Below are 21,102 nucleotides of genomic sequence, written 5' to 3'. Positions count from 1 at the left end.
ACTCGCGCCCGCTTCGGATAGACCCATGTTTCCAGACGACATCGATGTCCTTGCCGCGACGGTGATCCGGCTGGCAGTCGCGCGCGGCCTGCAGGTCGCCACGGTCGAAAGCTGCACCGGCGGGCTGGTGGCCGGGGCCCTGACCGGCGTGGCCGGGTCGTCGGCGGTGGTCGATCGCGGTTTCGTCACCTACAGCAATGCCGCCAAGACCGATCTGGTCGCGGTGCCGGCCGCCCTGATCGAGGCCCACGGGGCCGTGTCTGAGCCGGTCGCCCGGGCCATGGCCGACGGCGCGCTGGCGCGGTCGGCTGCCGCGGTCACTGTGGCCGTCACCGGCATCGCCGGGCCCGGCGGTGGTACGGCCGACAAGCCGGTCGGTCTGGTGCATTTCGCCGCGGCGGGGCCGGCCGGGGTGGTGCATGTCGAGCATCGATTCGGCGATCCGGGCCGTGAGGCGGTGCGCCTGGCCAGTGTCCGGGTGGCGCTGAACCTGCTGATTGACCGGTTGCAGGCCGGATGAGCGGAACCGATCCGATCGTCGTCGATGCGCGTGGTCACCGCTGCCCGGTGCCCAGTCTGAAACTGCGTCGGGCCATGGAGGGTCTGGACCCGGGGGTGCGGCTGACCCTGCTGGCCACCGACGCCATGGCGCGCATCGATGTGCCGTATCTGATGACCGAGATCGGCGGCAGGATGATCAGTATCGAGGAGGTGGACGGGGTGCTGTCGCTTACCGTCGAGACGCCCGCCGCTCCGACAGGTTGACGACCGAGTCCGGCAGCGGTTCGGGCGGATCGAGCGACGCGATCCGGTGGGCCCGCAGGGCGATCTCCAGCTCGGTAGCGAAGGCTCCGCCGTAGAAGATGGCGTTGACGTTCCACGACAGCCAGATCAGCAGCACCACGACGGCACCGACCGAGCCGTAGGTCGCGCCCAGCAGGGCAATCTGCTCGACATAGACGGCGCACAGCCACGACGACACCATCGACATCACCGTGGCCACCAGTCCGCCGGCGACCGACGGGCCCCAGGCGACCGGAACGCGGTGCGCCATCGCATAGCGATAGAGCAGGGTCAGGCCGACAGCGAGGCCTGCCGCTGGCAACAGGCCGTCATAGGGCAGGCCACTCTCGCTGATCCGGATATTGGTGCCGGCGTGCTGCAGCAGGCGCAGGGTCACCACGGCTCCGGAGACGGCCGTGAACAGGGTGAAGGCGACGACGGCGACGAAGAAGGCCAGCAGATTGAACCGGAAGAAGCCATGCGGCTCGCTTTCATCATGAATAAGGTTCAGTCCGGCCAACAAGGCCTTGAATCCACGATGGGCCGCATAGGCGCCGACGATCAGGGCGAAGGCACTCTGGGTCGAGACGGTGCGGGCCGAGGTATTGGCCAGTCGTTCGATCTCGGCGAGAAAGATGGCGCGGGCCGCCGACGGCAGCACGTCGGCCAAGGCCGCGGCCTGCTCGCCGACCTGCCCGATCGACATCACCACCTTGTAGAAGCCGATCAGGATGGCGATGGCCGGGAAGACCGCCAGCAGGGCGAAGAAGGACACCCCGCCCGTATAGAGCATGACGTCCCGACCCCAGCTGCGGGTAAAGGCGCGCACGGCCAGCCGGCCCCAGAGCGACGGTCGGCCCATGAATCGGGCTTCGGCAATGTCCGACTTAAGATTCAAACCGGTTCCCGCGACCGCCCAGTCGACAAGTCTAGCGCAATTCGGTCGTTGGGAAAGCAGATGGTTCATCCCCGGTCATTCGCGGTTGTGGCGTTGCGTGTTCGGCCTTCACGTCGCTATGGTTCCGCTGGGTTCGCGTCAGGGGCGTTTAGTGATGACGGACCGGGGCTATGGAGACAGTGATTGGGTTTCGATCCGCGTATTCTGGTTGTCGCACCTGACGACGATCTGATCGGGCCCCTGTGCCAGGGGCTCGATGCCTTGGGCTGGACCACGGTCACGGCAAGGTCCCTGCCTGCAGCTCTCGCCAGTCTGGACGACCTGCCGGTCGAGGCGGCCATCGTTGATGCCCGGGCTCCGGACGTCGCGGCCACGATCGCCGCCCTGCATGAGGCCGTCCTGCCGCGAAAACTGCCGGTGATGGCCGTGGGCATGGCCGCTGGCGGGGCCCCGCCCGCCGGGGCCGACATCGTCATGTCGACGCCGCCGCATGCTGTGCAGGCTGCCCTGCGGCTGGAGCATCTGGTGCGTACCGCCATCGCCGCGGAGGAAATGATCCAGCGCGACGCCACCTTCGCCGAGCGCGGGTCCCCCCTGCCCCCGGCCGTGGTGGACGCCTCACCCCTGCGGATTCTGGCCGCGGGCAAGCCCGATCACCGCTTTCTCGCCCTGTCCAACGCCCTGAGCGCGCGCGGTTGCGAGGTGGTGGCGGCCCCGACCCCCTATACGGCCTTCGACTATCTGCATGAGCGGCCGTTCGATGCCGCCATCCTGTGGGGGGCGGAGGATCATGCCCCGGCCCTGTCGATCGCCGCGGGTATGAAGCGCAATACCCGCCTCTATCATATCCCGGTGGTCCTCTATCTGAGGGGCAGCGGCGAGATCAATCTGGGTGAGCTGTACAATCGCGGCTTCGCCGACGTCGCCGCCGCCGATTCGGCCGAGGACGACACGGCCGAGCGGGTCGTGACCCTGGCTAGGGGCCACCGGCATCATCAAAGCATCCGCAAGTCGCTGGAGGCTGCGCGCGGCTCTGGCCTGACCGATCCGACCACCGGCCTGTTCACCCCGGAACTGTTCGCCGCCCATCTGGCGCGGATCTCCGGCGGGGCCAGGGCGCGGCGTCGGCCGCTGTCGGTGTGCGTGCTGCGGGTGGCCGAGACCGAGGCGGTGGTCCAGGCCCGCGCCGACGGCTGGCTGGACCGGGCCCTGCCCCAGATCGGGGCCATGGTGTCGCGTCTGATCCGCACCGAGGACACGGCGGCGCGCCTGTCGGCCGACGTCTTCGCCCTGGCCTTGCCGGCGACGCCGGCCGCCGCCGGTCGCATCGCCGCCGAGCGGATTGCGGCGGTGATCGGCTGCACGGCCTTCGATGCCGGGCCGGACCGGTCGCCGTTCGTGGTCGAATTCGAGGTCGGGGCCGCCGAGGCCGTCACCTCGGAATCCCCTGCCGCCGTACTGGAGCGCGCTTCACGCGACGTCGGCAGGAACCAGAGCAAGATCGTCCCGGACTGAAGTCGTCGATCGGGGCTCAGGCCGAAGCCACCCGTGCCAGGTCGGTGGTGATCCGTTCCGCCACCTTGAGCCGCTCTTCCGGCGTGTCCCAGTCGCCCTTGACCACGATCTTCTGGTCCGGCCGCAGCTTCCAGAAGGCATGGTTCTTCTGAATCAGCCCGACCAGCCCCATCGGATTGGGGAAGGTGTTGTTGCGCAGGGTCAGCACTGCCCCCTTGGGCCCGATGTCGATCCGTTCGATGCAGGCAATCTTGCAGTTGGCCTTGATGCCCACGATGCGCAGCAGCTGGCGCGCCTCGTCCGGCAGCGGGCCGAACCGGTCGATCAGCTCGGCCGCCAGGGCTTCGCGCTCCTCGCTCTGCTCAGCGTCCGACAGGCGGCGATACAGGCTCAGGCGGACATTCAGGTCCGGGACGTAAGCTTCTGGAATCAAGACGGCCGCGCCGACATTGATGGCCGGTGACCAGCCGCGGTCCGGGGCCTCGCCGTCGCCGTTCTCGCGCAGCTCGGCGACCGCGTCTTCCAGCATCTGCTGGTACAGTTCGACCCCGACCTCGCGGATATGGCCCGACTGTTCGTCGCCCAGCAGATTGCCGCCGCCGCGCTGGTCGAGATCGTGGCTGGCCAGCTGGAATCCGGCCCCCAGATTGTCCAGCGACTGCAGCACCTGTAGCCGCCGCTCGGCTGACAGGCTCATCGGCTTGTTGGTCGGTGTCGTCAGATAGGCGAAGGCGCGCGCCTTGGAGCGGCCGATGCGGCCACGGATCTGGTGCAACTGGGCCAGGCCGAACATGTCGGCGCGGTGGACGATCAGGGTGTTGGCCGTGGGGATGTCGAGGCCGCTCTCGACGATGGTGGTCGACAGCAGCACATCGTAGGTCCCGTCGTAGAAGGCGCTCATCACGTCTTCCAGCTGGGTCGGTGACATCTGGCCATGGCCGACGACGAATTTCACCTCGGGCACCTGTTCGCGCAGGAACTGTTCGATGTCCGGCAGGTCCTTCAGCCGCGGCGCGACATAATAGGCCTGACCGCCACGGTATTTCTCGCGCAGCAGGGCCTCGCGCACCAGCACCGGGTCCCACGGTGTCACATAGGTCCGCACGGCCAGCCGGTCGACCGGCGGGGTGGCGATGATCGACATCTCGCGGATGCCCGACAGCGCCATCTGCAGCGTGCGCGGGATCGGCGTGGCGGTCAGGGTCAGCAGATGCACGTCGGCGCGAAGCGACTTGAGCTTCTCCTTATGCTTGACCCCAAAGTGCTGCTCTTCATCAACGATAACAAGGCCAAGATCGCGGAACCCTACCTGATCTGATAGGACGGCATGCGTGCCGACGACGATCTCGAACTGGCCGGTCTTCAGGCCTTCGCGAGTCTCGGCTGCATCCCTGGCGGTGACCATGCGCGACAGGTGGCGCACCGTTACCGGCCAGCCGGCGAAGCGTTCGCTGAAGGTCTTGAAATGCTGGCGTGCCAGCAAGGTCGTGGGACAGACGATGGCCACCTGCTGGCCGGTCATGGCCACGACGAAGGCGGCCCGCAGGGCCACCTCGGTCTTGCCGAAGCCGACGTCGCCACAGATCAGCCGGTCCATCGGCGTGCCCTTGCCGAGGTCTTCCAGCACATCGCCGATGGCGTTCAGCTGGTCGTCCGTCTCCTCATAGGGGAAGCGGGCACAGAATTCGTCGAACAGGCCATGCGGCGGGGTGATCGATTCCGAGGTTCGCATCGCCCGCTTGGCCGCCAGGGCGATCAGCCCCTCGGCCATGTCGCGCAGCCGGGCCTTGGCTTTCGACTTGCGGGACTGCCACCCGGCCCCGCCCAGCCGGTCCAGCTGGACCCCGTCGCTGTCGGTGCCGTAGCGGGTCAGCAGGTCGATGTTCTCGACCGGCAGATAGAGTTTGCTGTCCCCGGCATACAGCAGCTCGAGACAGTCGTGCGGGGCCTCCTGGATCTCGAGCGTCTTCAGGCCTTCGTAGCGGCCGATGCCGTGGTCCAGATGGACGACCAGATCGCCGGTGGTCAGGGCCGAGGCCTCGGCCAGGAAGTTCGAGGCCCGGCGCTTGCGTCGCGGCCGCGCCAGTCGGTCGCCGAGGATGTCGGTTTCCGAGATCACCGCCACATCGTCGGTGATGAAGCCGTGCTCGACCGGCAGGACGCCGCGCAACATCATCTCGCGTGGGGCGGCCTGGACGTCGGCCCAGTTGCGCACGGCGATGACATGGTCGAGCCCGTGATCGGCCAGCATGGCCGCCAGCCGCTCGGACGAGCCCTCGCTCCACGAGGCGAACAGCACGCGCCGACCCTCGGCCTGCAGGGTTCGGGCATGGGCGGCGACGGCCTCGAACAGATTGACGCTGTCCTGGGCGCGTTCGGCAGCGAAGGTCCGGGCCAGCCGTCCGCCGACATTGTCGTCGGGCCCCTGCAGAGGGGTGAAGCGGCGTACGGCTCGTCCGGCCAGGGCGCTGTTCCAGTCGCCCTCATCCAGATACAGGGCCGACGGCTTCAGGGCCCGGTTGGCGGCCCCGGCCTTGGTCTTCGACGCCTCCTGTCGCGCGTCCCAGGCGTCGGCGGTCAGGGTCCAGCGTTCGGCCCGCGCCTGCTCAACCTGGTTGTCGAGAAAGACGGCGGCACTGTCCGGCAGATAGTCGAACAGGGTCTCCAGCTGCGGATAGAGCAGCGGCAGCCAGTGCTCCATCCCCTGCCGACGCGCGCCTTCGCTGACCGCGGCGTACAGCGGGTCGTCGCTGCCGCCGCCGAACAGGTTCAGATAGCCGGTGCGGAAGCGCGAGATGGTCTCGGCGTCCAGCAGGGCTTCGGACACCGGTGACAGGGATACGGATTTCAGCTTGCCGGTCGAGCGTTGGGTGGCCGGGTCGAAGGTGCGGATCGACTCCAGTTCCGATCCGAACATGTCCAGCCGGACCGGCTCCTCGAAACCGGGCGGGAACACATCGATGACGCCGCCGCGCACCGCGTATTCGCCGCGTTCCGACACGGTCGAGGCGCGCACATAGCCGTTGGTGGTGAAATAGGTTTCCAGCGCCGCCGTATCGAGATCGCGCCCGACCCGGGTCTCGAAACCGGCGCTGTTGGTCACGGTGCGCGGCGGGGTGCGCTGGATGGCCCCGGCCACCGTGGTCACGATCAGCAGCGGGGTGCGGTCGTCCGGCGCACGGTGCGACAGCCGGGTCAGCGTCGCCATGCGCGCGGCCGAGACCGAGGACGACGGGCTCAACCGGTCATAGGGCAGGCAGTCCCAGGCGGGATAGTCCAGCACCTCAAGGTCGCCGGCGAAGAATCCCAGGGCCTGGCTGAACTCATTGGCCCGGCTGTGGTCGCGGGCGATAAACAGGCTGACGCCGCCGCTGGCCGACAGCTGTTCGGCCACAGTCAGGGCGTCGAGTCCCTCGGGCGCGCCGCCCAGCTGGGTATCGATGCGTCGCGGAAGACTGCCGTCCATCAACCCGCGCCTTCGGCGACTACGGCGGCGACATGGTCGCGCATGAAGGTCTGAAGGCGTGCCATTACCGGGCCGTCGTGCTCGGGCGGGATGGGGGTCTTGCCGATGATCCAGGCGTAGAGGTCGTGATCCTCAGCCTCGAGCATCGCTTCAAAGGCATCCAGCTCGGCGGTGTCGAGCGTCGGCCCGATCTGCTCGGCAAACGGGCCCAATACCAGGTCGGCCTCGCGGAAGCCGCGTCGCCAGGCCCGGAAGATGATCCGGCCCAGTCGTTCTTTCAGACGTGCGTTGGTATCGGCCACAAGGATCCTTGCCCGGTCTATTCGTTTCACTGACGCGTTCAGATAGCGTTCCATGGACCGTTTCGCCAGCTATGCTGTCTCCATCATGCGGCCCCAGATTCTCTTTCCCCTGTTCGCGGAGGTTTCCAGCCTGAAGGGCGTGGGGCCCCGTATCCTGCCGCTGGTGCAGAAACTGGCCGGGCCGCTGGTGCGCGATGTGCTGTTTCTCGGCCCGTCCGGACTGATCCTGCGTCGCCGCACCACGGCCGCCGCTGCGGTCGAGGGCGAGGTCGGGGTGTTCGATGTGGTCATCGACCGGCTGATCCCGCCGCACAAGATCGGGGCCCCGCTGAAGATGCGGGCAAGCGACGACACCGGCTTTATTCACATGATCTGGTTCGCCGGTTCGCCCAGCCATATCGACCGGCTGGCCCCGGCGGGTGAGCGACGTCTGGTCTCGGGCAAGGTCGAACGCTTCAATGGCGAGGTCCAGATCGCTCATCCGGACTACATCCTGTCGCCCGACAAGGCCGACGAGATCCCGGTGGTCGAGGCCGTCTATCCGGCCACAGCCGGTTTGACGTCGCGGGTGATGCGCAAGCTGGTGTTGGGCGCGCTGGCCGTGGCTCCCGAGCTGCCGGAATGGCAGGACCCGGCCTGGTTGGCGGCGCGCGATTGGCCCCGCTGGCATGAGGCGATCGTGGCCCTGCACGCCCCTGCCGGTCTGGCCGACCTCGAACCCGATACCCCGGTGCGCCAGCGGCTGGCCTATGACGAACTGCTGGCCCACCAGCTGGCCCTGGCGCGACGGCGGCAGGCGCGGCGCGTCACCCCGGCCCCGCGGATCGTGTCGGGCGAGGCTTCCGCTGCCCTGCTGGCCGCCCTGCCCTTCACCCTGACCGGGGCCCAGGCCGGAGCCATCGCCGAGATCCGCGCCGATCTGGCCTCGGGCGAGCAGATGGGACGGCTGCTGCAGGGCGACGTTGGCTCCGGTAAGACGGCGGTCGCGGCCCTGGCCATGGCCGATGCCGCGTCGTCGGGGGTCCAGTCGGCCCTGATGGCCCCGACCGAAATTCTCGCCCGTCAGCACTGGCAGCGGCTGGCCCCGATGCTGGAGGCCGCCGGGGTGCGCAGCGTGCTGCTGACCGGGCGGGACACGACCGTTGAGCGACGCGCGCGGTTGGCGGCCCTGGCGTCCGGCGACGCCGCCGTGGCCATCGGCACCCATGCCCTGTTCCAGGAGGCGGTCGTGTTCGACCGGCTGGGTCTGGCGGTGATCGACGAACAGCACCGCTTTGGCGTCAGCGAACGCCAGCGGCTGCAGGCCAAGGGCGACCCGCGCACCGGCGGGGTGCATCTGCTGACCATGTCGGCGACGCCGATCCCGCGCACGCTGGAACTGACCCAGTATGGCGAGCTGGAGGTGTCGCGTCTGACCGAAAAGCCGCCCGGCCGCACGCCGGTGGCCACGGCGGTCCTGCCGCTGGCCCGCATCGGCGAGGTGGCCGCCCGGCTCAAGGCTGCTGTCGACAGCGGGGCCCAGGCCTACTGGATCTGCCCGCTGGTGGCGGAGTCCGAGGCCAGCGATCTGGCGGCGGCCGAGGCCCGGGCCGTCGATCTGGCGCGCGTGCTCGGGGTCGAGGTCGGTCTGGCCCACGGCCAGATGCCCGGAGCCCGACGCGAGGCGGTGATGGCCGAGTTTGCCGCCGGCCGCCTGCCGGTTCTGGTCGCCACCACGGTGGTCGAGGTCGGGGTCGACGTGCCCAATGCCTCGATCATGGTCATCGAACACGCCGACCGGTTCGGTCTGGCCCAGCTGCATCAGCTGCGCGGGCGGGTCGGGCGCGGGTCCAAGGCCAGCGCCTGTATTCTGCTGTACGGCAATCAGGACGGCGGCCTGGGCAATACGGCGCGTGAACGGCTCGAGACCCTGCGCCGCACCGAGGACGGCTTCGAGATCGCCGAGGAGGATTTCCGCCTGCGCGGCGGTGGCGATCCGCTGGGCCTGCGCCAAAGCGGCTTTCCGGCCTACCGGTTCGCCGATCCGGTACGCCACCGGGCCCTGATGCAGACCGCGGCGGACGATGCCCGTCTGGTACTCAACCGCGACCCCGACCTGACCTCGCCCCGGGGGCAGGCGGTGCAGATTCTCGAAGCCCTGTTCGACTGGCGCAACGACCGGGCCGGAACCGACTAGATCGGGGGTTGGTCGTGGATCCAGAGCGCCAGTCTAGCCTCAACATCTGCTTCAATATCACCGTAGAACAGATTGTAGGGACGCGCTTTTCGGCGATCACTCCAGCTCCCGCTCTCGCGGAAGGACTCCAGATCGGGCTGGGAGTAGCGCAACAGGCCGTCGCGGCATTGTGTGGCCACCTCGCGGGCGATCAGGGCCGGACGCGCACCCTGTTCCAGGCCGGTGGCATTGGTCGCCCCCCGGTGATGGCGGGCGTCGACCGGACCGGTATCGGTGGAGCCGGTCACCGGATTGACGCACAGGGCCGCCCGGTCGTTCAGATCGACCAACTGGCCCCGATCATTCCACACCAGGGCCCGCCGCAGCCGACCGCGTGCCGCCCCGTCATTGTCGAAGGCGACCGGAGACCAGGCGACGATACAGCCGGTCTGGTTGCGGGTGGCACAGGCCGGCACGGCCGGCGACAGGCCCGAGGCCGGCACCACCACGTCCATAAGATAGGCCGCGACCAGCCGTCGCCGTAGGGCTGGATCGTCGGCGATCCGTTCCCGAACCAGCCGCTCCAGCAGTTCCCCGCCCTGCTCGACCCCGGCCAGCACCAGCGGGCCGCTCGGGTGGCCGTCCAGCCAGACGTCGAAGGCGGCGGCGACGTCGCCATAGGCAAAGGCCCGGGCCTCGCGCGCGTCATCGCGCAGCGTCATCCGGGTGTAGAGACTGGCCTGACGATAGCGCGGCGCGCTGATCGCCCCGGCGCGGGCGAAGGGCCCGGCATAGTTGGGCAGGACGATCCGCTGCAGATAGGCGTCGGCCTTGCGGTCGCCGATCGGTCCGTTCCACTCCTGTCCGCCGTCATAGGTGGTCGAATGGACGAAGAAGACGGCGGCGGGCCCCGCCTCGGCCGTGCGTACGTCGCGCAAGGCCCAGGCCGCCGGGGTATCGTAATTCGGCGGCGGTGGCGGGTCATAGGTCTGGAAGGGCACCTGCGGGTTCAGGGCATCCTGCAGGATGTCGCCGCGCCAGACCATAATGGCGGCCACCAGCAGGAACACCAGCGCGAAGCCGGTCCAGCCGACCCATTGGCGCAAGGTCAGTGGCGGCCCCCTCATCGATACGGGTCCGGGGTGGCGAGATAGTCCTGCACATAGCGCCGGACCCCCTCTTCCAGCGGTGTCGACTGGCCTTCGAACCCGGCGGCGCGGATGCGGTCCATCCGGGCCTCGGTGAAATACTGGTATTTGTCGCGAATGACCTCGGGCGTATCGACATAGTCGATGCGGGGCTCTTTTCCGGCAGCGGCGAAGGTGGCTTTGGCCAGATCGGCGAACGAGCGGGCCTGACCGGAGCCGGCGTTGTAGATGCCCGAGACCGAAGGCGTTTCCAGCAGCCAGACGATGATGTCGACCACATCGTCGACAAAGACGAAGTCACGCATCTGGCCGCCGTCGGCATAGTCGGGCCGGTGCGAGCGGAACAGGGCGACCGGCTCATCCGCCGCCACCTTGGGCCAGATCTGGGCCACGACCGACTTCATCGTGCCCTTGTGACCCTCGTTCGGCCCATAGACGTTGAAGAATTTCAGCCCGGCCCACTGGGTCGGGGCCTGGCTGCGCTCGGCCTGACGCAGGGCGTACTGGTCAAACAGAAATTTCGAATAGCCGTAAGCGTTTAGCGGGCGAAGTGCTGACAACGATTCAACATCATCCTTGTCCTCGAAGCCCTGCTCCCCGTCGCCATAGGTCGCGGCTGACGAGGCATAGATCAGCCGGCAGTCGCGGATGGCGCACCAGTCCCACAGGTCGCGCGACAATGTGTAGTTGGTGCGCAGGATCAGGTCGGCGTCGGGCTCGGTCGTGGCGGAGATCGCGCCCATGTGCACGACGGCCAGAATGTCCTCGGCGTGGCGCTCCAGCTGTTCGAACAGCTCTTCCGGCTGCCAGAAGTCGGCGATCGGGTGTTTGGCGATATTCTTCCACTTGGCCAGATCGGCCGTCTCCAGCCGGTCGCACACGACGACGTCGTGGCGGTCCTCGGCGCACAGGCGGGCCACGACGTTGGAGCCGATGAAGCCGGCCCCGCCGGTCACCACGATCATCTGACGGCTCATGCCGGGTCCTTCATCTTCTCGATGGTGCGGGTGGTGGAATAGCCGTCGCTGAACGTGGCCAGACGGACCACCCCGCCCCAGCTCTCGACCAGATCACCGCCGACCACGCCTTCGCGGGTATAGTCGGCCCCCTTGATCAGCACATCGGGCCGCAACCGTTCGATCAGGGCGATCGGGGTCGGGTCGTCGAATGAGGTCACGCGGTCGACGCTGGTCAGGCCGCCCAGCACCACGGCGCGGCTGTCCAGATCATTGACCGGCCGCCCCTCGCCCTTGAGCCGCCGCACCGACGCATCGGTGTTCAGGGCGACCACCAGCCGGTCGCACCAGCCGCGCGCCTGGGCCAGATAGGCGACATGGCCGCGGTGCAAGATGTCGAAACAGCCGTTGGTGAAGCCGACCTTCAGGCCCTGACGTTTCCAGCCCTCAACCTCGGCCGCCAGTTCGTCCAGCGGCGTCACCTTGGCGTGGGCGGCATGGGCGTGCTGGCTCATCTCGGCGTCGATCAGCTCGGCCGGGGTGACCACGGCGGTGCCCGCCTTGCCGACCACCACGCCCGAGGCGAGGATGGCGAACTGGACGGCGGTCTCCAGCGTCGCGCCGGCCCCCAGCGCCAGCCCCAGAGCCGCCAGACCGGTGTCCCCGGCCCCGGAAACGTCGAACACCTCGCGTGCCCGGCCCGGGAAATGGCTGATCGCGCCGTCGCGGCGGGCCAGACTCATGCCCTTGCCGGCGCGGGTGACGACGATAGCCTTCGCGGTTGTGGCCGTCAGCAGGGCCGTCAGGGCCGCCTCGATCTCGGCGTCGGTTTCGACCGGCAGGCCGGTGGCCCCGGCCAGTTCGCTGGCATTGGGCTTGATCACATCGACGGCCCCGTAGCGGGCGAAGTCGCGGCCCTTGGGGTCGACCACCACGGGCGCGCCGCTGCTCCGGGCCGCCGTCAGGGCTGACGCGATCAGGTCGTCACCGACAACGCCCTTGGCGTAGTCAGACAGGAGAATGGAAGAAGCCGAGGAAAAAGCGTCGCTATCGTTGAGGGATTGACGTTGGCTGGACTCGTCGTCGAGGCGCAGCAACTGCTGGCCTGCGGCCACGAACCGGGTCTTGATCACGGTGCTGGCACCAGTCGGTCGAACCACGAAATCCTCGATCCGGGCCTCATCGGCGATCAGCTGTCCCAGATCCCGACCCGCCGCGTCATCTCCGGCCACCGCGCCCAGCCGCGCCAAGCCGCCCAGAGCGGCGACATTGCGCGCGACATTGCCGACCCCGCCGGGCATGGCCACCGTCTGTCCGGCCCGCAGCACCGGGATCGGGGCCTCGGGCGAGATGCGGCTGACCTCGCCATAGACATAGCGATCCAGCATCAGGTCGCCGACGCAGGCGACCTTGAGGTCGCGCACCCGCTCCAGCAGGGCTTGCAGGGACCCGAGGTCGAGGGGACGGATATCGGGAGCGCGCTCAGCCATGGAACCGGGCTACCGGATTCACCCGGCCTTGGCCATCACGGCCTTGGCCAGATCGTCGAAGGCGAGCAGCTCGGCGCACAGGGCCTCGAACTGGTGCAGCGGCACCATATTGGGGCCGTCCGACGGGGCATTGTCCGGGTCCTGGTGGGTTTCCATGAACACGGCGTCGACGCCCACGGCCACGGCGGCCCGTGCCAGCACCGGCACGAACTCGCGCTGACCGCCCGACGAGGTGCCCTGCCCACCCGGCTGCTGCACGCTGTGGGTCGCATCGAACACCACCGGACAGCCGATCTCGCGCATGACCGGCAGGCCCCGCATGTCGCTGACCAGGGTGTTGTAGCCGAAGCTGGTGCCCCGCTCGCAGGCCATGACATTGGGATTGCCGGCCCCGGCCACCTTGGCGATGACGTTCTTCATGTCCCACGGAGCCAGGAACTGACCCTTCTTGATGTTGATCACCTTGCCGGTGGCGGCGGCGGCCAGCAGCAGATCGGTCTGGCGACACAGGAAGGCCGGGATCTGCAGCACGTCGACGGCCTGGGCGGCCTCGATGGCCTGGCTTTCGGAATGGACGTCGGTCAGCACCGGCAGGCCGGTGACCTCGCGGATCTCGGCGAAGATCGGCAGGGAGTCCTTCAGCCCAAGACCACGCGCGGCACTGGCCGAGGTACGGTTGGCCTTGTCGAAACTGGTCTTGTAGATGATGCCGACATTCAGCCGCTCGCCGATCTCCTTCAGGGCATGGGCCATCTCCAGCGCGTGCTGGCGGCTCTCCAGCTGGCAGGGGCCGGCGATGAAGGCAATGCGGTTGCCGCCGCCGATGACGACCGGCCGCTTCAGGCCTTCGGACAGGGTGATGATGGCGTTGGGTCGGCTCACGGGCGGGACTTTCGAGCGAAGGGGCAACTGAATGGGGTTTGTGACGCTGGGTCGATGACGGGTCTATGCGGCCATCAGGTGGCGTCAGCCGTAACTGGGCGCAAGCTACCATGGAGATCGACCCTGTGACCACCGAGACGGCCCGCCGCGACACCCCCGTCATTGTCTGGTTTCGCCGCGACCTGCGACTGGCCGACAATCCGGCCCTGAACCACGCCATGGCGACCGGCCGTCCGGTCGTGCCGGTGTATATCCATGACGACGGCGGCCGGGTGCGTCGGACCGGGGCCGCGTCCCTGTGGTGGTTGGACGGGTCGTTGCGGGCCCTGGCCGCCGATCTCGCGGGTCGGGGCGCGCCCTTGATCCTGCGTTGCGGCGACTCCGAGGCCGAGCTGCGCCGCCTGATCGCCGAGACCGGGGCCGAAACGGTGTTCCTGAACCGGCTGTTCGAGCCCGAGGCGTGGACCCGGGATGCCGACATCGCCCACGGGCTGAAGGCCGAGGGCGTCGACTGTCGCGGCTTCAACGGATCGCTGCTGGCCCGGCCGGGGTCGGTGCTGACCGGCAGCGGCGGGCCCTACAAGGTGTTCACCCCCTTTCTGAAGACCCTGCTGGCCGGAGCCGAGCCGCCGCCGCCCACACCCTTGCCGGCGATCATTCCGGGCGTTCAGGGGCTGGCCTCCGACTCCCTGGACGACTGGGCGCTGAAACCGACACGCCCGGACTGGGCTGCAGGCTTCGCCGGGTTACCGGGTGAGGCCGGGGCCATTGCGGCGCTGGAAGCCTTTGTTGCCGGCGGACTCCGGACCTACAGCCGCGACCGCGACATTCCGGCGGCTTCGGGCACCAGTCGCCTGTCGCCACATCTGCATTTCGGCGAGCTGAGCCCGTGGCGCGCGGTGGCTGCGGCCCGCGCCGCGGCGGCCGACGGTCGGGTCCCCGGGGCGGAGGCGGGCAAATTCGTCGCCGAGTTGGGCTGGCGCGATTTCTCGGCCCATCTGCTCCATCAATTTCCGGCCATGGCCGATAGAGCCTTCCGACCGGATTACGACGCCATGCCCTGGCGCGATGACCCCGCGGGCCTTGCCGCCTGGCAGGCCGGTCGCACGGGATTTCCCATCGTCGACGCCGGTATGCGCCAGCTGTGGACGACCGGCTGGATGCATAATCGTGTGCGCATGATCGTCGCTTCCTTCCTGGTGAAGGACCTGCTGATCGACTGGCGCGCGGGCGAACGCTGGTTCTGGGAAACCCTTGTGGATGCCGATCCGGGCAACAATATTCAGAATTGGCAGTGGATCGCTGGATCCGGAGCCGATGCCGCCCCGTATTTCCGCGTGTTCAATCCGGTCACACAAGGCGAGAAATTTGATGCAGACGGTCGTTATGTCCGGACATGGGTCCCCGAGCTTCGGCAGATGCCCGACCGCTGGCTCCACGCGCCGTGGACCGCCCCGCCAGAAATTCTGCGCCACGCCGGGGTCCGGCTGGGCCACCACTACCCCCGGCCGATCGTCGATCATGCCGAGGCCCGGCTCCGGGCGCTGGAGGCCCTGCGTACCGTCAGCCGGGCGCGTGACGCCGATGACTGAGCGGACCGCTGCCGGGTGCCGCGCATGACCGCCGTTACGGCAGAGGTGTCGGCCGTGGCCGCCCGCACCCCGCGCGGCTTTGGTCTGCTGCTGCGGTTGCTGGCCGCCAACTGGACCTTCGGCCGGCTGTCGGTGCAGTTGCCGAACGGTGAGGTCCATCAACTCGAAGGCGGCCGTCCCGGTCCGTCGGCCATTCTCGATGTGCGCGACTATCGCTTTGCCCGTCGGGTGCTGGCCAGCGGCGATATCGGCTTTGCCGAGGGGCATATGGCCGGTGAGTGGGAAACCCCGCATCTGGCCGTGCTGCTGGAGTCGATCGCCGCCAACTATGACCACATCCGGCAGGTGGTCGACGGCAATCCGGTCATGCGCGTGATCAACCAGCTGTCGCACCGACGGCGGCGCAACAGCCGCAGCGGCTCACGCAAGAACATCCATGCCCACTATGACCTGGGCAATGCCTTCTATGCCGCGTGGCTGGACCCGACGATGACCTATTCCTCGGCCCGGTTCGCGGCGCCGGACCACGATCTGGCGGCGGCCCAGACCCGCAAATACGCGGCGCTCGCCCGGATGATGGACCTGCAGCCCGGCCAGACGGTGCTGGAAATCGGCTGCGGCTGGGGCGGGTTCGCCGAATATGCGGCGCGCGAGATCGGGGCCCATGTCACCGGCGTGACCATCTCGCAGGAACAGCATGATTTCGCGCGTCGTCGCCTGTTCGAGGCCGGTCTGGCCGACCGCACCGACATTCGCATGCTCGACTACCGGGATGTCGAGGGCCGGTTCGACCGGGTCGCGTCGATTGAAATGTTCGAGGCGGTCGGCAAGGAATACTGGCCCGCCTATTTCGACAAGATCCGCGAAATTCTGGTCCCCGGCGGTCGCGCCGGCCTGCAGATCATCACCATCCAGGACGCCCTGTTCGAGGACTACAACAGCCGCACGGACTTCATCCAGAAATACGTCTTCCCGGGTGGCATGCTGCCGTCGGAGGACCGGCTGCGGCCGGTGATCGCCCAGGCGGGTCTGGACTGGCAGGCGGTCGAACGCTTCGGCAGCGACTATGCCGACACTCTGGCCCTGTGGGACCGGCGTTTTCAGGCCGCCTGGCCCGACATCCGGCGCATGGGCGGCTTTGATGAGCGCTTCCGCCGTCTGTGGCGCTTCTACCTCGCCTATTGCGAGGCCGGCTTCCGTTCGGGGCGAACCGATGTGATCCAGCTGGCGCTGAACCGGACCTGAGGGTGTAGGATTCGGCCATGACCCAGTCCTCGCCCCTGATTGCCGCCGCCGAGCTCAAGTCCCTGCTGGGTCGCCCAGATCTTCGGGTCGTCGACGCCAGCTGGCATCTGGACGGGCGCGACGGACGGATCGATTTCGAGCGGGCACGGATTCCCGGGGCCGTCTTCTTTGATCTGGAGGCCGGGTCGGACGGCTCCGACCCCCTGCCCCACATGCTGCCGGCGGCCGCAGCCTTTGCCACGCATGTTTCGGCGCTGGGGATCGGCGATCAGGATGACATCGTCGTCTATGACGCCCTCGGCCTGGTGTCGGCCGCGCGCATCTGGTGGATGTTCCGGACGTTCGGCGCGGCGCGGGTGCGCGTGCTGGACGGTGGGCTGCCTGCCTGGCGCGCGGCCGGCGGGCCGTTGGAAGCCGGGCCACGCTCGCCGCCGACGCCCGGCCGATTCCGAGCCCGACTCGATGCCGATGCCGTGGCCGATCGGGGGGATGTGGCGGCAGCGGCAGACGCCGGGGTTCAGGTGCTGGACGCCCGCTCGGCCGGTCGCTTCGCCGGCACCGCCCCGGAGCCTCGCCCCGGCCTGCGCGGGGGTCATATGCCGGGGGCCTGCAACCTGCCCTTCGCCGACATCCTGACGCCGGACTCGACGATGAAGCGCGGCGCAGCGCTGGAAGCGGCCTTTCGTATGGCCGGGATCGATCTTGAACGCCCGGTGATCACCAGCTGCGGCAGTGGCGTCACCGCCGCTGTCCTGTCGTTGGGGCTGGCGGTCCTCGACCGCCCGTCCCGCCTCTATGACGGCAGCTGGGCCGAATGGGGCGGTCGCGCCGACACGGCGATCGAGACCACCCCTCCGGAGCATTAGGGCGGCGGGGCGACCGGCTCGGCCAGACCCTCGGGCACGATGTCGTCGCTCTCGCCGCGCGACACCACCGTGGCCAGCACCAGATCGCCGGTGACGTTCAGTGTGGTGCGGCACATGTCGAGGAAGCGGTCGACGCCCAGGATCAGACCGATGCCCTCGGCCGGCACGCCCACCATGACCAGGATCATGGCCACCACCGGCAGGGAGCCGGCGGGTACGCCGGCGGTGCCGATGCCACCGAGGATACAGACCAGCATGACCACCACCTGCTGGGTGATGGTCAGGTCGACGTTGAAGAACTGGGCCAGGAACAGCACCGTCACCCCCTCGAACAGGGCCGTGCCGTTCTGGTTGGCAGTGGCCCCGACGGTCAGGACGAAGCGGGCGATCTTGCGCGGCAACTTAAGCTCGAACTCGGCGGCGCGCAGCGCCACCGGCAGGCTGGCGTTGGATGAGGCGGTCGAAAAGGCCACGACCATCGGTTCGCGCACGGCGCTGAAGAATTTGACCGGCGACATGCCACCCAGGCCCCAGACGACGATCGGATAGACGACGAACATGTGGATCAGCATGGCCCCCACAGCCACGCCAACATAGGCGGCCAGCCGGACCAGCAGTTCCCAGCCGAACAGGGCTGCCAGGTTGAACATCAGGCAGGCGATGGCGATCGGGGCCAGTTTGATGACCAGGTTGATCAGCTTCATCGTCACTTCGAAGATGCCTTCGATCACCTCCTGCAGCCGGTCCGTCGAACGGCTCTTGGCCATCACCAGGCCGATGCCGAACAGCAGGGCGAACACCATCACCGGCAGGATCTGGTTCTGCGAGGCGGCGGTGAAGACGTTGGACGGAATCAGGTCGAGGAAGAACTGGCCCAGCTCGACGGACTTGGGCGCATTGCCGACGATATTGGCCGCCCCGGCCGCGCCCTCTTCGAGCAGTCTCTGGGCCAGCAGCGGATCGACGCCGTCGCCCGGCCGGAAGATGTTGACCATGGCGATGCCGATCAGCACGGCGATACTGGAGACGACGACGGTCAGCATCAGGGTCTTGGTGCCGGCCCGACCCAGCGCCTTGAGGTCGCCCATCTCGGCCACCCCGACCACCAGGGCCGAGAACAGCAGGGGGATGACCAGCATGAACAGCAGGCGCAGGAAGATCTGACCCGCCGGGCCGGTGATGTTCGAGGTCAGCCACTGGACCCAGCCGGTGTCGGCGCCGACGGTCAGGTTGACGAACAGCCCGCCCCCGAGCCCGACGACGAAGCCGATCAGCATCAGCCAGTGAAGCGGTAGCTTGCCGCGTTTGATCGTGTCCATTGGTAGTCCCCCGGGGCGCTCTTGAGTGGCGTCTATCGAATCGGCAGGGCGTAGATCAGCCCGCCGGGTCGCGCATTCCATTGTGCATTCAAGCCGCGCGCCAGGTCGAGTGCGGAATCGTCACCCAGATTGCGATTGAAGATTTCGCCGTAGTTGCCCACGGCGCTGATGGCATTGCGCGCCCAGACGTCGGACAGGCCCAGCATCGGGCCATATTCGCCTTCGACGCCCAGCAGGCGGCGCACACGGGGATCGGTCGAGTCGCGGGCCTGGGCGGCCACGGTGGCCTTGGTCACGCCAAGCTCTTCGGCCAGGATCACCGCGTCCAGGGTCCAGCGCACGATGGCGGTCCATTGTTCGTCGCCGCGCCGCACCACCGGGCCCAGGGCCTCCTTGGAGATGACATCCGGCAGGATGGCGTGTTGCTCCGGGTTCGACAGGGTGGTGCGCGTGGCCGCCAGGGCCGAGATGTCGGCGGTCAGGGCGTCGCAGTCCTCGCGCGCATAGGCCTGGCGTGCGGCCTCCTCACTGGGCAGGACCACCGGCTGGTAATCGATGCCGCGCGAGCGGAAATAGTCGGCGGCATTGAGCTCTGACGTCGAACCGGCCTGGACGCAGACACGGGCCCCCTTCAGCTCGACCGCGCTGTTCAGGGTCAGGGCCCGCCGCACCATGAAGCCCTGACCGTCGAAATAGTTGATCCCGGCGAAACTCAGACCCTCGCCGGCGTCACGGGTCATGGTCCAGGAACTGTTGCGCCACAGGACGTCAATCCGGCCGTCGTTGAGCGCCGCGAAACGCTGGCCGATGGCCAGGGGCACGAACCGCACCGCATTGGCGTCATTGAAGATGGCCGCCGCCATCGCCCGGCAGAAGTCGACGTCGAACCCGCGCCACTGGCCGCGGTTGTCGGTATAGGCGAACCCGACCAGTCCCTCATGAACGCCGCAGTTCAGACGGCCACGCCGCTTGATGGTCTGCAGGGTCGGGCTGACGATCGGTTCGACCGTGGTGGTTCGCGGCGCGGGATTCTGGTTGCCCTCGGGCAGCGTCTCGTCCGGCGTCCGGTCCCGACCGCAGGCGGCGACAGCCAGACAAAGGGACACCGTCGTTGCCGCTCGCCAGATCGCCTTCATGCTCATCCGCGCCTCGCCGTCCCGCACATGACCCTGGCCGTCAGGGTCTTGCACCATGTCGCACTTTAGAGGCTCTTGGCGAGGCAATCGCAACCCGTTCGGGCAATCTGACCGTCATGGCTTCGCAATCTGACCGTACCCGACTTATCGCCGGCGCGACCCGGCGCGGTGGCGGGCGTCGCCCCGTCAATCCGCCGATCGAGCGCGGCTCGACCCTGCTGAACGACAGCGCCGCCCTGATGCGGGAACCGGGACCCGTCCCGGTCTACGGTATCGAGGATCTGGGGGCTGCCAGCGAGCTGCGCGCCGCCCTGTCGGATCTGGAAGGGGCGAGCTGGACCGGCCTGGTGCCCTCAGGCCTGGCCGCCGTGACCGTGCCGATCACCGCCCTGACCCGGCCCGGTGACGAGGTTCTGACCACGGACGCCGTCTACGGCCCCAGTCGCCGGTTCCTGACGCGGCACATGACGGCTCGCGGTGTCAGCACCCGCTTCCACGAGGCCGGGGCCTCCGCCGACGCAGTGGTCGCTGCCCTGACGGACAGCACCCGTGTGCTGCTGATCGAATCGCCGGCCTCCCTGACGTTCGAATTCCAGGACGTCGCCGCCCTGGCTGCGGCCTGCCGGGCGCGCGGCGTGCTGACGGTGATGGACAATACCTGGGCTGCCGGCCTCGCCTTTCGCCCGCTGGCCCAGGGTGTCGACGTCAGTGTGCAGGCGGTGACCAAATATGTCGCCGGCCATTCGGATCTGCTGATGGGGTCGATCGCGGTTACTGATCCCGTGGTCGGCCGCCCGATTGCCGAAACACTGGAAGACCTGGGCTGGCGCGTCTCGCCCGACGACGCCTGGCTGGCCCTGCGCGGTCTGCGCACCCTGCCGCTGCGCTATGGCGAACAGGGCCGTTCGGCCCTGCAGGTGGCGGAATGGCTGCAGGCCCGGCCCGAGGTCGCAGGTGTCATGTACCCACCCCTGCCCGGCTCGGTCGGTCATGATCTGTGGCGGCGCGACTATGACGGGGCGGCCTCGATCCTCGGTGTGGTGCTGAAAGGCGGCTCGCTGACCGCCGCCGACGCCCTGCTCGATTCCCTGACCCTGTTCGGGCTGGGCTTTTCGTGGGGCGGGTTCGAGAGCCTGATCACCCACGAGACCTCGCAGCTGGCCTATCGCCTGAACCCGCCCACCCTCGCCGGTCCGCTGATACGGCTGCATATCGGCCTGGAGGACCCCGCTGATCTGATCGCCGATCTGGAACGGGGATTCGCGACCTGGCGCGCCCGGCAAGTCTGATCCACCACCGAGGCCCGGGTCGGATTTCCGGCGTGTTGTCGCAGGTCTGCTTTCCGTGCG

Annotated in this window: 17 protein-coding genes; 8 read left to right on the top strand and 9 right to left on the bottom strand. The window is 68.3% G+C overall.

The window, feature by feature from the left end:
• Positions 1-25: 25 nt before the first annotated feature.
• Together AAC067_RS02600 and AAC067_RS02595 are read left to right on the top strand one after the other, a co-directional pair.
• Positions 26-520 (top strand): CinA family protein, encoded by a 495-nt coding sequence (locus tag AAC067_RS02600; protein WP_339929230.1) that lies wholly within the window; start codon positions 26-28, stop codon positions 518-520.
• Positions 517-765 (top strand): sulfurtransferase TusA family protein, encoded by a 249-nt coding sequence (locus AAC067_RS02595; RefSeq protein WP_339929228.1) that lies wholly within the window; start codon positions 517-519, stop codon positions 763-765. Before AAC067_RS02600 ends, AAC067_RS02595 begins: the two co-directional genes overlap by 4 nt.
• Here AAC067_RS02595 and AAC067_RS02590 read toward each other — a convergent pair.
• Complete coding sequence (locus AAC067_RS02590) at positions 731-1,681, bottom strand: YihY/virulence factor BrkB family protein (protein WP_339929226.1); 951 nt, start codon at positions 1,679-1,681, stop codon at positions 731-733. The genes AAC067_RS02595 and AAC067_RS02590 overlap by 35 nt on opposite strands.
• Before the next feature lie 183 nt (positions 1,682-1,864).
• On the opposite strand from AAC067_RS02590, the gene AAC067_RS02585 reads away from it, so the two are divergent.
• On the top strand, positions 1,865-3,196 hold the full coding sequence (locus AAC067_RS02585) for a diguanylate cyclase (protein ID WP_339929224.1): 1,332 nt from the start codon (positions 1,865-1,867) through the stop codon (positions 3,194-3,196).
• A gap of 16 nt (positions 3,197-3,212) precedes the next feature.
• Here the strand turns inward: AAC067_RS02585 and mfd are convergent, their stop codons facing one another.
• Complete coding sequence (gene mfd / locus AAC067_RS02580; RefSeq protein WP_339929222.1) at positions 3,213-6,662, bottom strand: transcription-repair coupling factor; 3,450 nt, start codon at positions 6,660-6,662, stop codon at positions 3,213-3,215.
• Complete coding sequence (locus tag AAC067_RS02575) at positions 6,662-6,964, bottom strand: succinate dehydrogenase assembly factor 2 (protein ID WP_339929220.1); 303 nt, start codon at positions 6,962-6,964, stop codon at positions 6,662-6,664. Before AAC067_RS02575 ends, mfd begins: the two co-directional genes overlap by 1 nt.
• Positions 6,965-7,049: 85 nt before the next feature.
• Here AAC067_RS02575 and recG point away from each other — a divergent pair, with 85 nt between their 5' ends.
• Positions 7,050-9,140 (top strand): ATP-dependent DNA helicase RecG, encoded by a 2,091-nt coding sequence (gene recG, locus AAC067_RS02570; protein WP_339929772.1) that lies wholly within the window; start codon positions 7,050-7,052, stop codon positions 9,138-9,140.
• On the opposite strand, the gene AAC067_RS02565 is transcribed toward recG, so the two are convergent.
• The 4 genes from AAC067_RS02565 to kdsA are packed head-to-tail and all read right to left on the bottom strand — an operon-like array spanning position 9,137 to position 13,595.
• Positions 9,137-10,246, bottom strand: coding sequence for a DUF3089 domain-containing protein (locus AAC067_RS02565; protein ID WP_339929218.1), 1,110 nt, complete (start codon positions 10,244-10,246; stop codon positions 9,137-9,139). The genes recG and AAC067_RS02565 overlap by 4 nt on opposite strands.
• Positions 10,243-11,244, bottom strand: a complete 1,002-nt coding sequence (gene rfaD / locus AAC067_RS02560; RefSeq protein ID WP_339929216.1) for an ADP-glyceromanno-heptose 6-epimerase — start codon at positions 11,242-11,244, stop codon at positions 10,243-10,245. The genes AAC067_RS02565 and rfaD overlap by 4 nt, the downstream gene beginning before the upstream one ends.
• Positions 11,241-12,713, bottom strand: a complete 1,473-nt coding sequence (gene rfaE2 / locus AAC067_RS02555; protein ID WP_339929214.1) for a D-glycero-beta-D-manno-heptose 1-phosphate adenylyltransferase — start codon at positions 12,711-12,713, stop codon at positions 11,241-11,243. The genes rfaD and rfaE2 overlap by 4 nt, the downstream gene beginning before the upstream one ends.
• 18 nt (positions 12,714-12,731) lie before the next feature.
• Positions 12,732-13,595 (bottom strand): 3-deoxy-8-phosphooctulonate synthase, encoded by an 864-nt coding sequence (gene kdsA, locus AAC067_RS02550; protein WP_339929212.1) that lies wholly within the window; start codon positions 13,593-13,595, stop codon positions 12,732-12,734.
• Between the two features lie 110 nt (positions 13,596-13,705).
• On the opposite strand from kdsA, the gene AAC067_RS02545 reads away from it, so the two are divergent.
• From AAC067_RS02545 to sseA, 3 genes are read left to right on the top strand one after another with little or no spacing between them, the layout of a single operon-like run.
• On the top strand, positions 13,706-15,187 hold the full coding sequence (locus AAC067_RS02545) for a deoxyribodipyrimidine photo-lyase (protein WP_339929210.1): 1,482 nt from the start codon (positions 13,706-13,708) through the stop codon (positions 15,185-15,187).
• A gap of 24 nt (positions 15,188-15,211) precedes the next feature.
• Positions 15,212-16,432, top strand: coding sequence for a cyclopropane-fatty-acyl-phospholipid synthase family protein (locus AAC067_RS02540; RefSeq protein ID WP_339929208.1), 1,221 nt, complete (start codon positions 15,212-15,214; stop codon positions 16,430-16,432).
• Between the two features lie 17 nt (positions 16,433-16,449).
• The gene (sseA, locus tag AAC067_RS02535) at positions 16,450-17,298 is read left to right on the top strand and encodes a 3-mercaptopyruvate sulfurtransferase (RefSeq protein WP_339929206.1); all 849 of its coding nucleotides are present in this window, start codon (positions 16,450-16,452) and stop codon (positions 17,296-17,298) included.
• Here sseA and AAC067_RS02530 read toward each other — a convergent pair.
• Both AAC067_RS02530 and AAC067_RS02525 read right to left on the bottom strand, forming a co-directional pair.
• Positions 17,295-18,617, bottom strand: coding sequence for a dicarboxylate/amino acid:cation symporter (locus AAC067_RS02530; RefSeq protein ID WP_339929204.1), 1,323 nt, complete (start codon positions 18,615-18,617; stop codon positions 17,295-17,297). The two genes, sseA and AAC067_RS02530, sit on opposite strands and share 4 nt — an antisense overlap.
• 32 nt (positions 18,618-18,649) lie before the next feature.
• Positions 18,650-19,810: an amino acid ABC transporter substrate-binding protein gene (locus AAC067_RS02525; RefSeq protein ID WP_339929202.1), complete on the bottom strand. Its 1,161-nt coding sequence runs from the start codon at positions 19,808-19,810 to the stop codon at positions 18,650-18,652.
• A 59-nt stretch (positions 19,811-19,869) separates the two neighbouring features.
• Between AAC067_RS02525 and metC the strand changes: the two genes are divergently transcribed.
• On the top strand, positions 19,870-21,042 hold the full coding sequence (metC, locus tag AAC067_RS02520; protein WP_339929200.1) for a cystathionine beta-lyase: 1,173 nt from the start codon (positions 19,870-19,872) through the stop codon (positions 21,040-21,042).
• Positions 21,043-21,102 lie beyond the last annotated feature (60 nt).

Source organism: uncultured Brevundimonas sp., assembly GCF_963977465.1.
Classification (GTDB): Bacteria; Pseudomonadota; Alphaproteobacteria; order Caulobacterales; family Caulobacteraceae; genus Brevundimonas.
The sequence above is the reverse complement of the archived record's forward strand: the minus strand, read 5'-3'. Positions and strand labels throughout refer to the sequence as shown.

Excerpts from the sequence above, each read along its gene's own strand:
- AAC067_RS02600 (WP_339929230.1), top strand. The coding sequence starts at position 26 with ATGTTTCCAGACGACATCGATGTCCTTGCCGCGACGGTGATCCGGCTG.
- AAC067_RS02595 (WP_339929228.1), top strand. The coding sequence starts at position 517 with ATGAGCGGAACCGATCCGATCGTCGTCGATGCGCGTGGTCACCGCTGC.
- mfd (WP_339929222.1), bottom strand. The coding sequence starts at position 6,662 with ATGGACGGCAGTCTTCCGCGACGCATCGATACCCAGCTGGGCGGCGCG.
- recG (WP_339929772.1), top strand. The coding sequence starts at position 7,050 with ATGCGGCCCCAGATTCTCTTTCCCCTGTTCGCGGAGGTTTCCAGCCTG.
- AAC067_RS02565 (WP_339929218.1), bottom strand. The coding sequence starts at position 10,246 with ATGAGGGGGCCGCCACTGACCTTGCGCCAATGGGTCGGCTGGACCGGC.
- rfaD (WP_339929216.1), bottom strand. The coding sequence starts at position 11,244 with ATGAGCCGTCAGATGATCGTGGTGACCGGCGGGGCCGGCTTCATCGGC.
- rfaE2 (WP_339929214.1), bottom strand. The coding sequence starts at position 12,713 with ATGGCTGAGCGCGCTCCCGATATCCGTCCCCTCGACCTCGGGTCCCTG.
- AAC067_RS02545 (WP_339929210.1), top strand. The coding sequence starts at position 13,706 with ATGGAGATCGACCCTGTGACCACCGAGACGGCCCGCCGCGACACCCCC.
- AAC067_RS02540 (WP_339929208.1), top strand. The coding sequence starts at position 15,212 with ATGACCGCCGTTACGGCAGAGGTGTCGGCCGTGGCCGCCCGCACCCCG.
- sseA (WP_339929206.1), top strand. The coding sequence starts at position 16,450 with ATGACCCAGTCCTCGCCCCTGATTGCCGCCGCCGAGCTCAAGTCCCTG.
- AAC067_RS02530 (WP_339929204.1), bottom strand. The coding sequence starts at position 18,617 with ATGGACACGATCAAACGCGGCAAGCTACCGCTTCACTGGCTGATGCTG.
- AAC067_RS02525 (WP_339929202.1), bottom strand. The coding sequence starts at position 19,810 with ATGGTGCAAGACCCTGACGGCCAGGGTCATGTGCGGGACGGCGAGGCG.
- metC (WP_339929200.1), top strand. The coding sequence starts at position 19,870 with ATGGCTTCGCAATCTGACCGTACCCGACTTATCGCCGGCGCGACCCGG.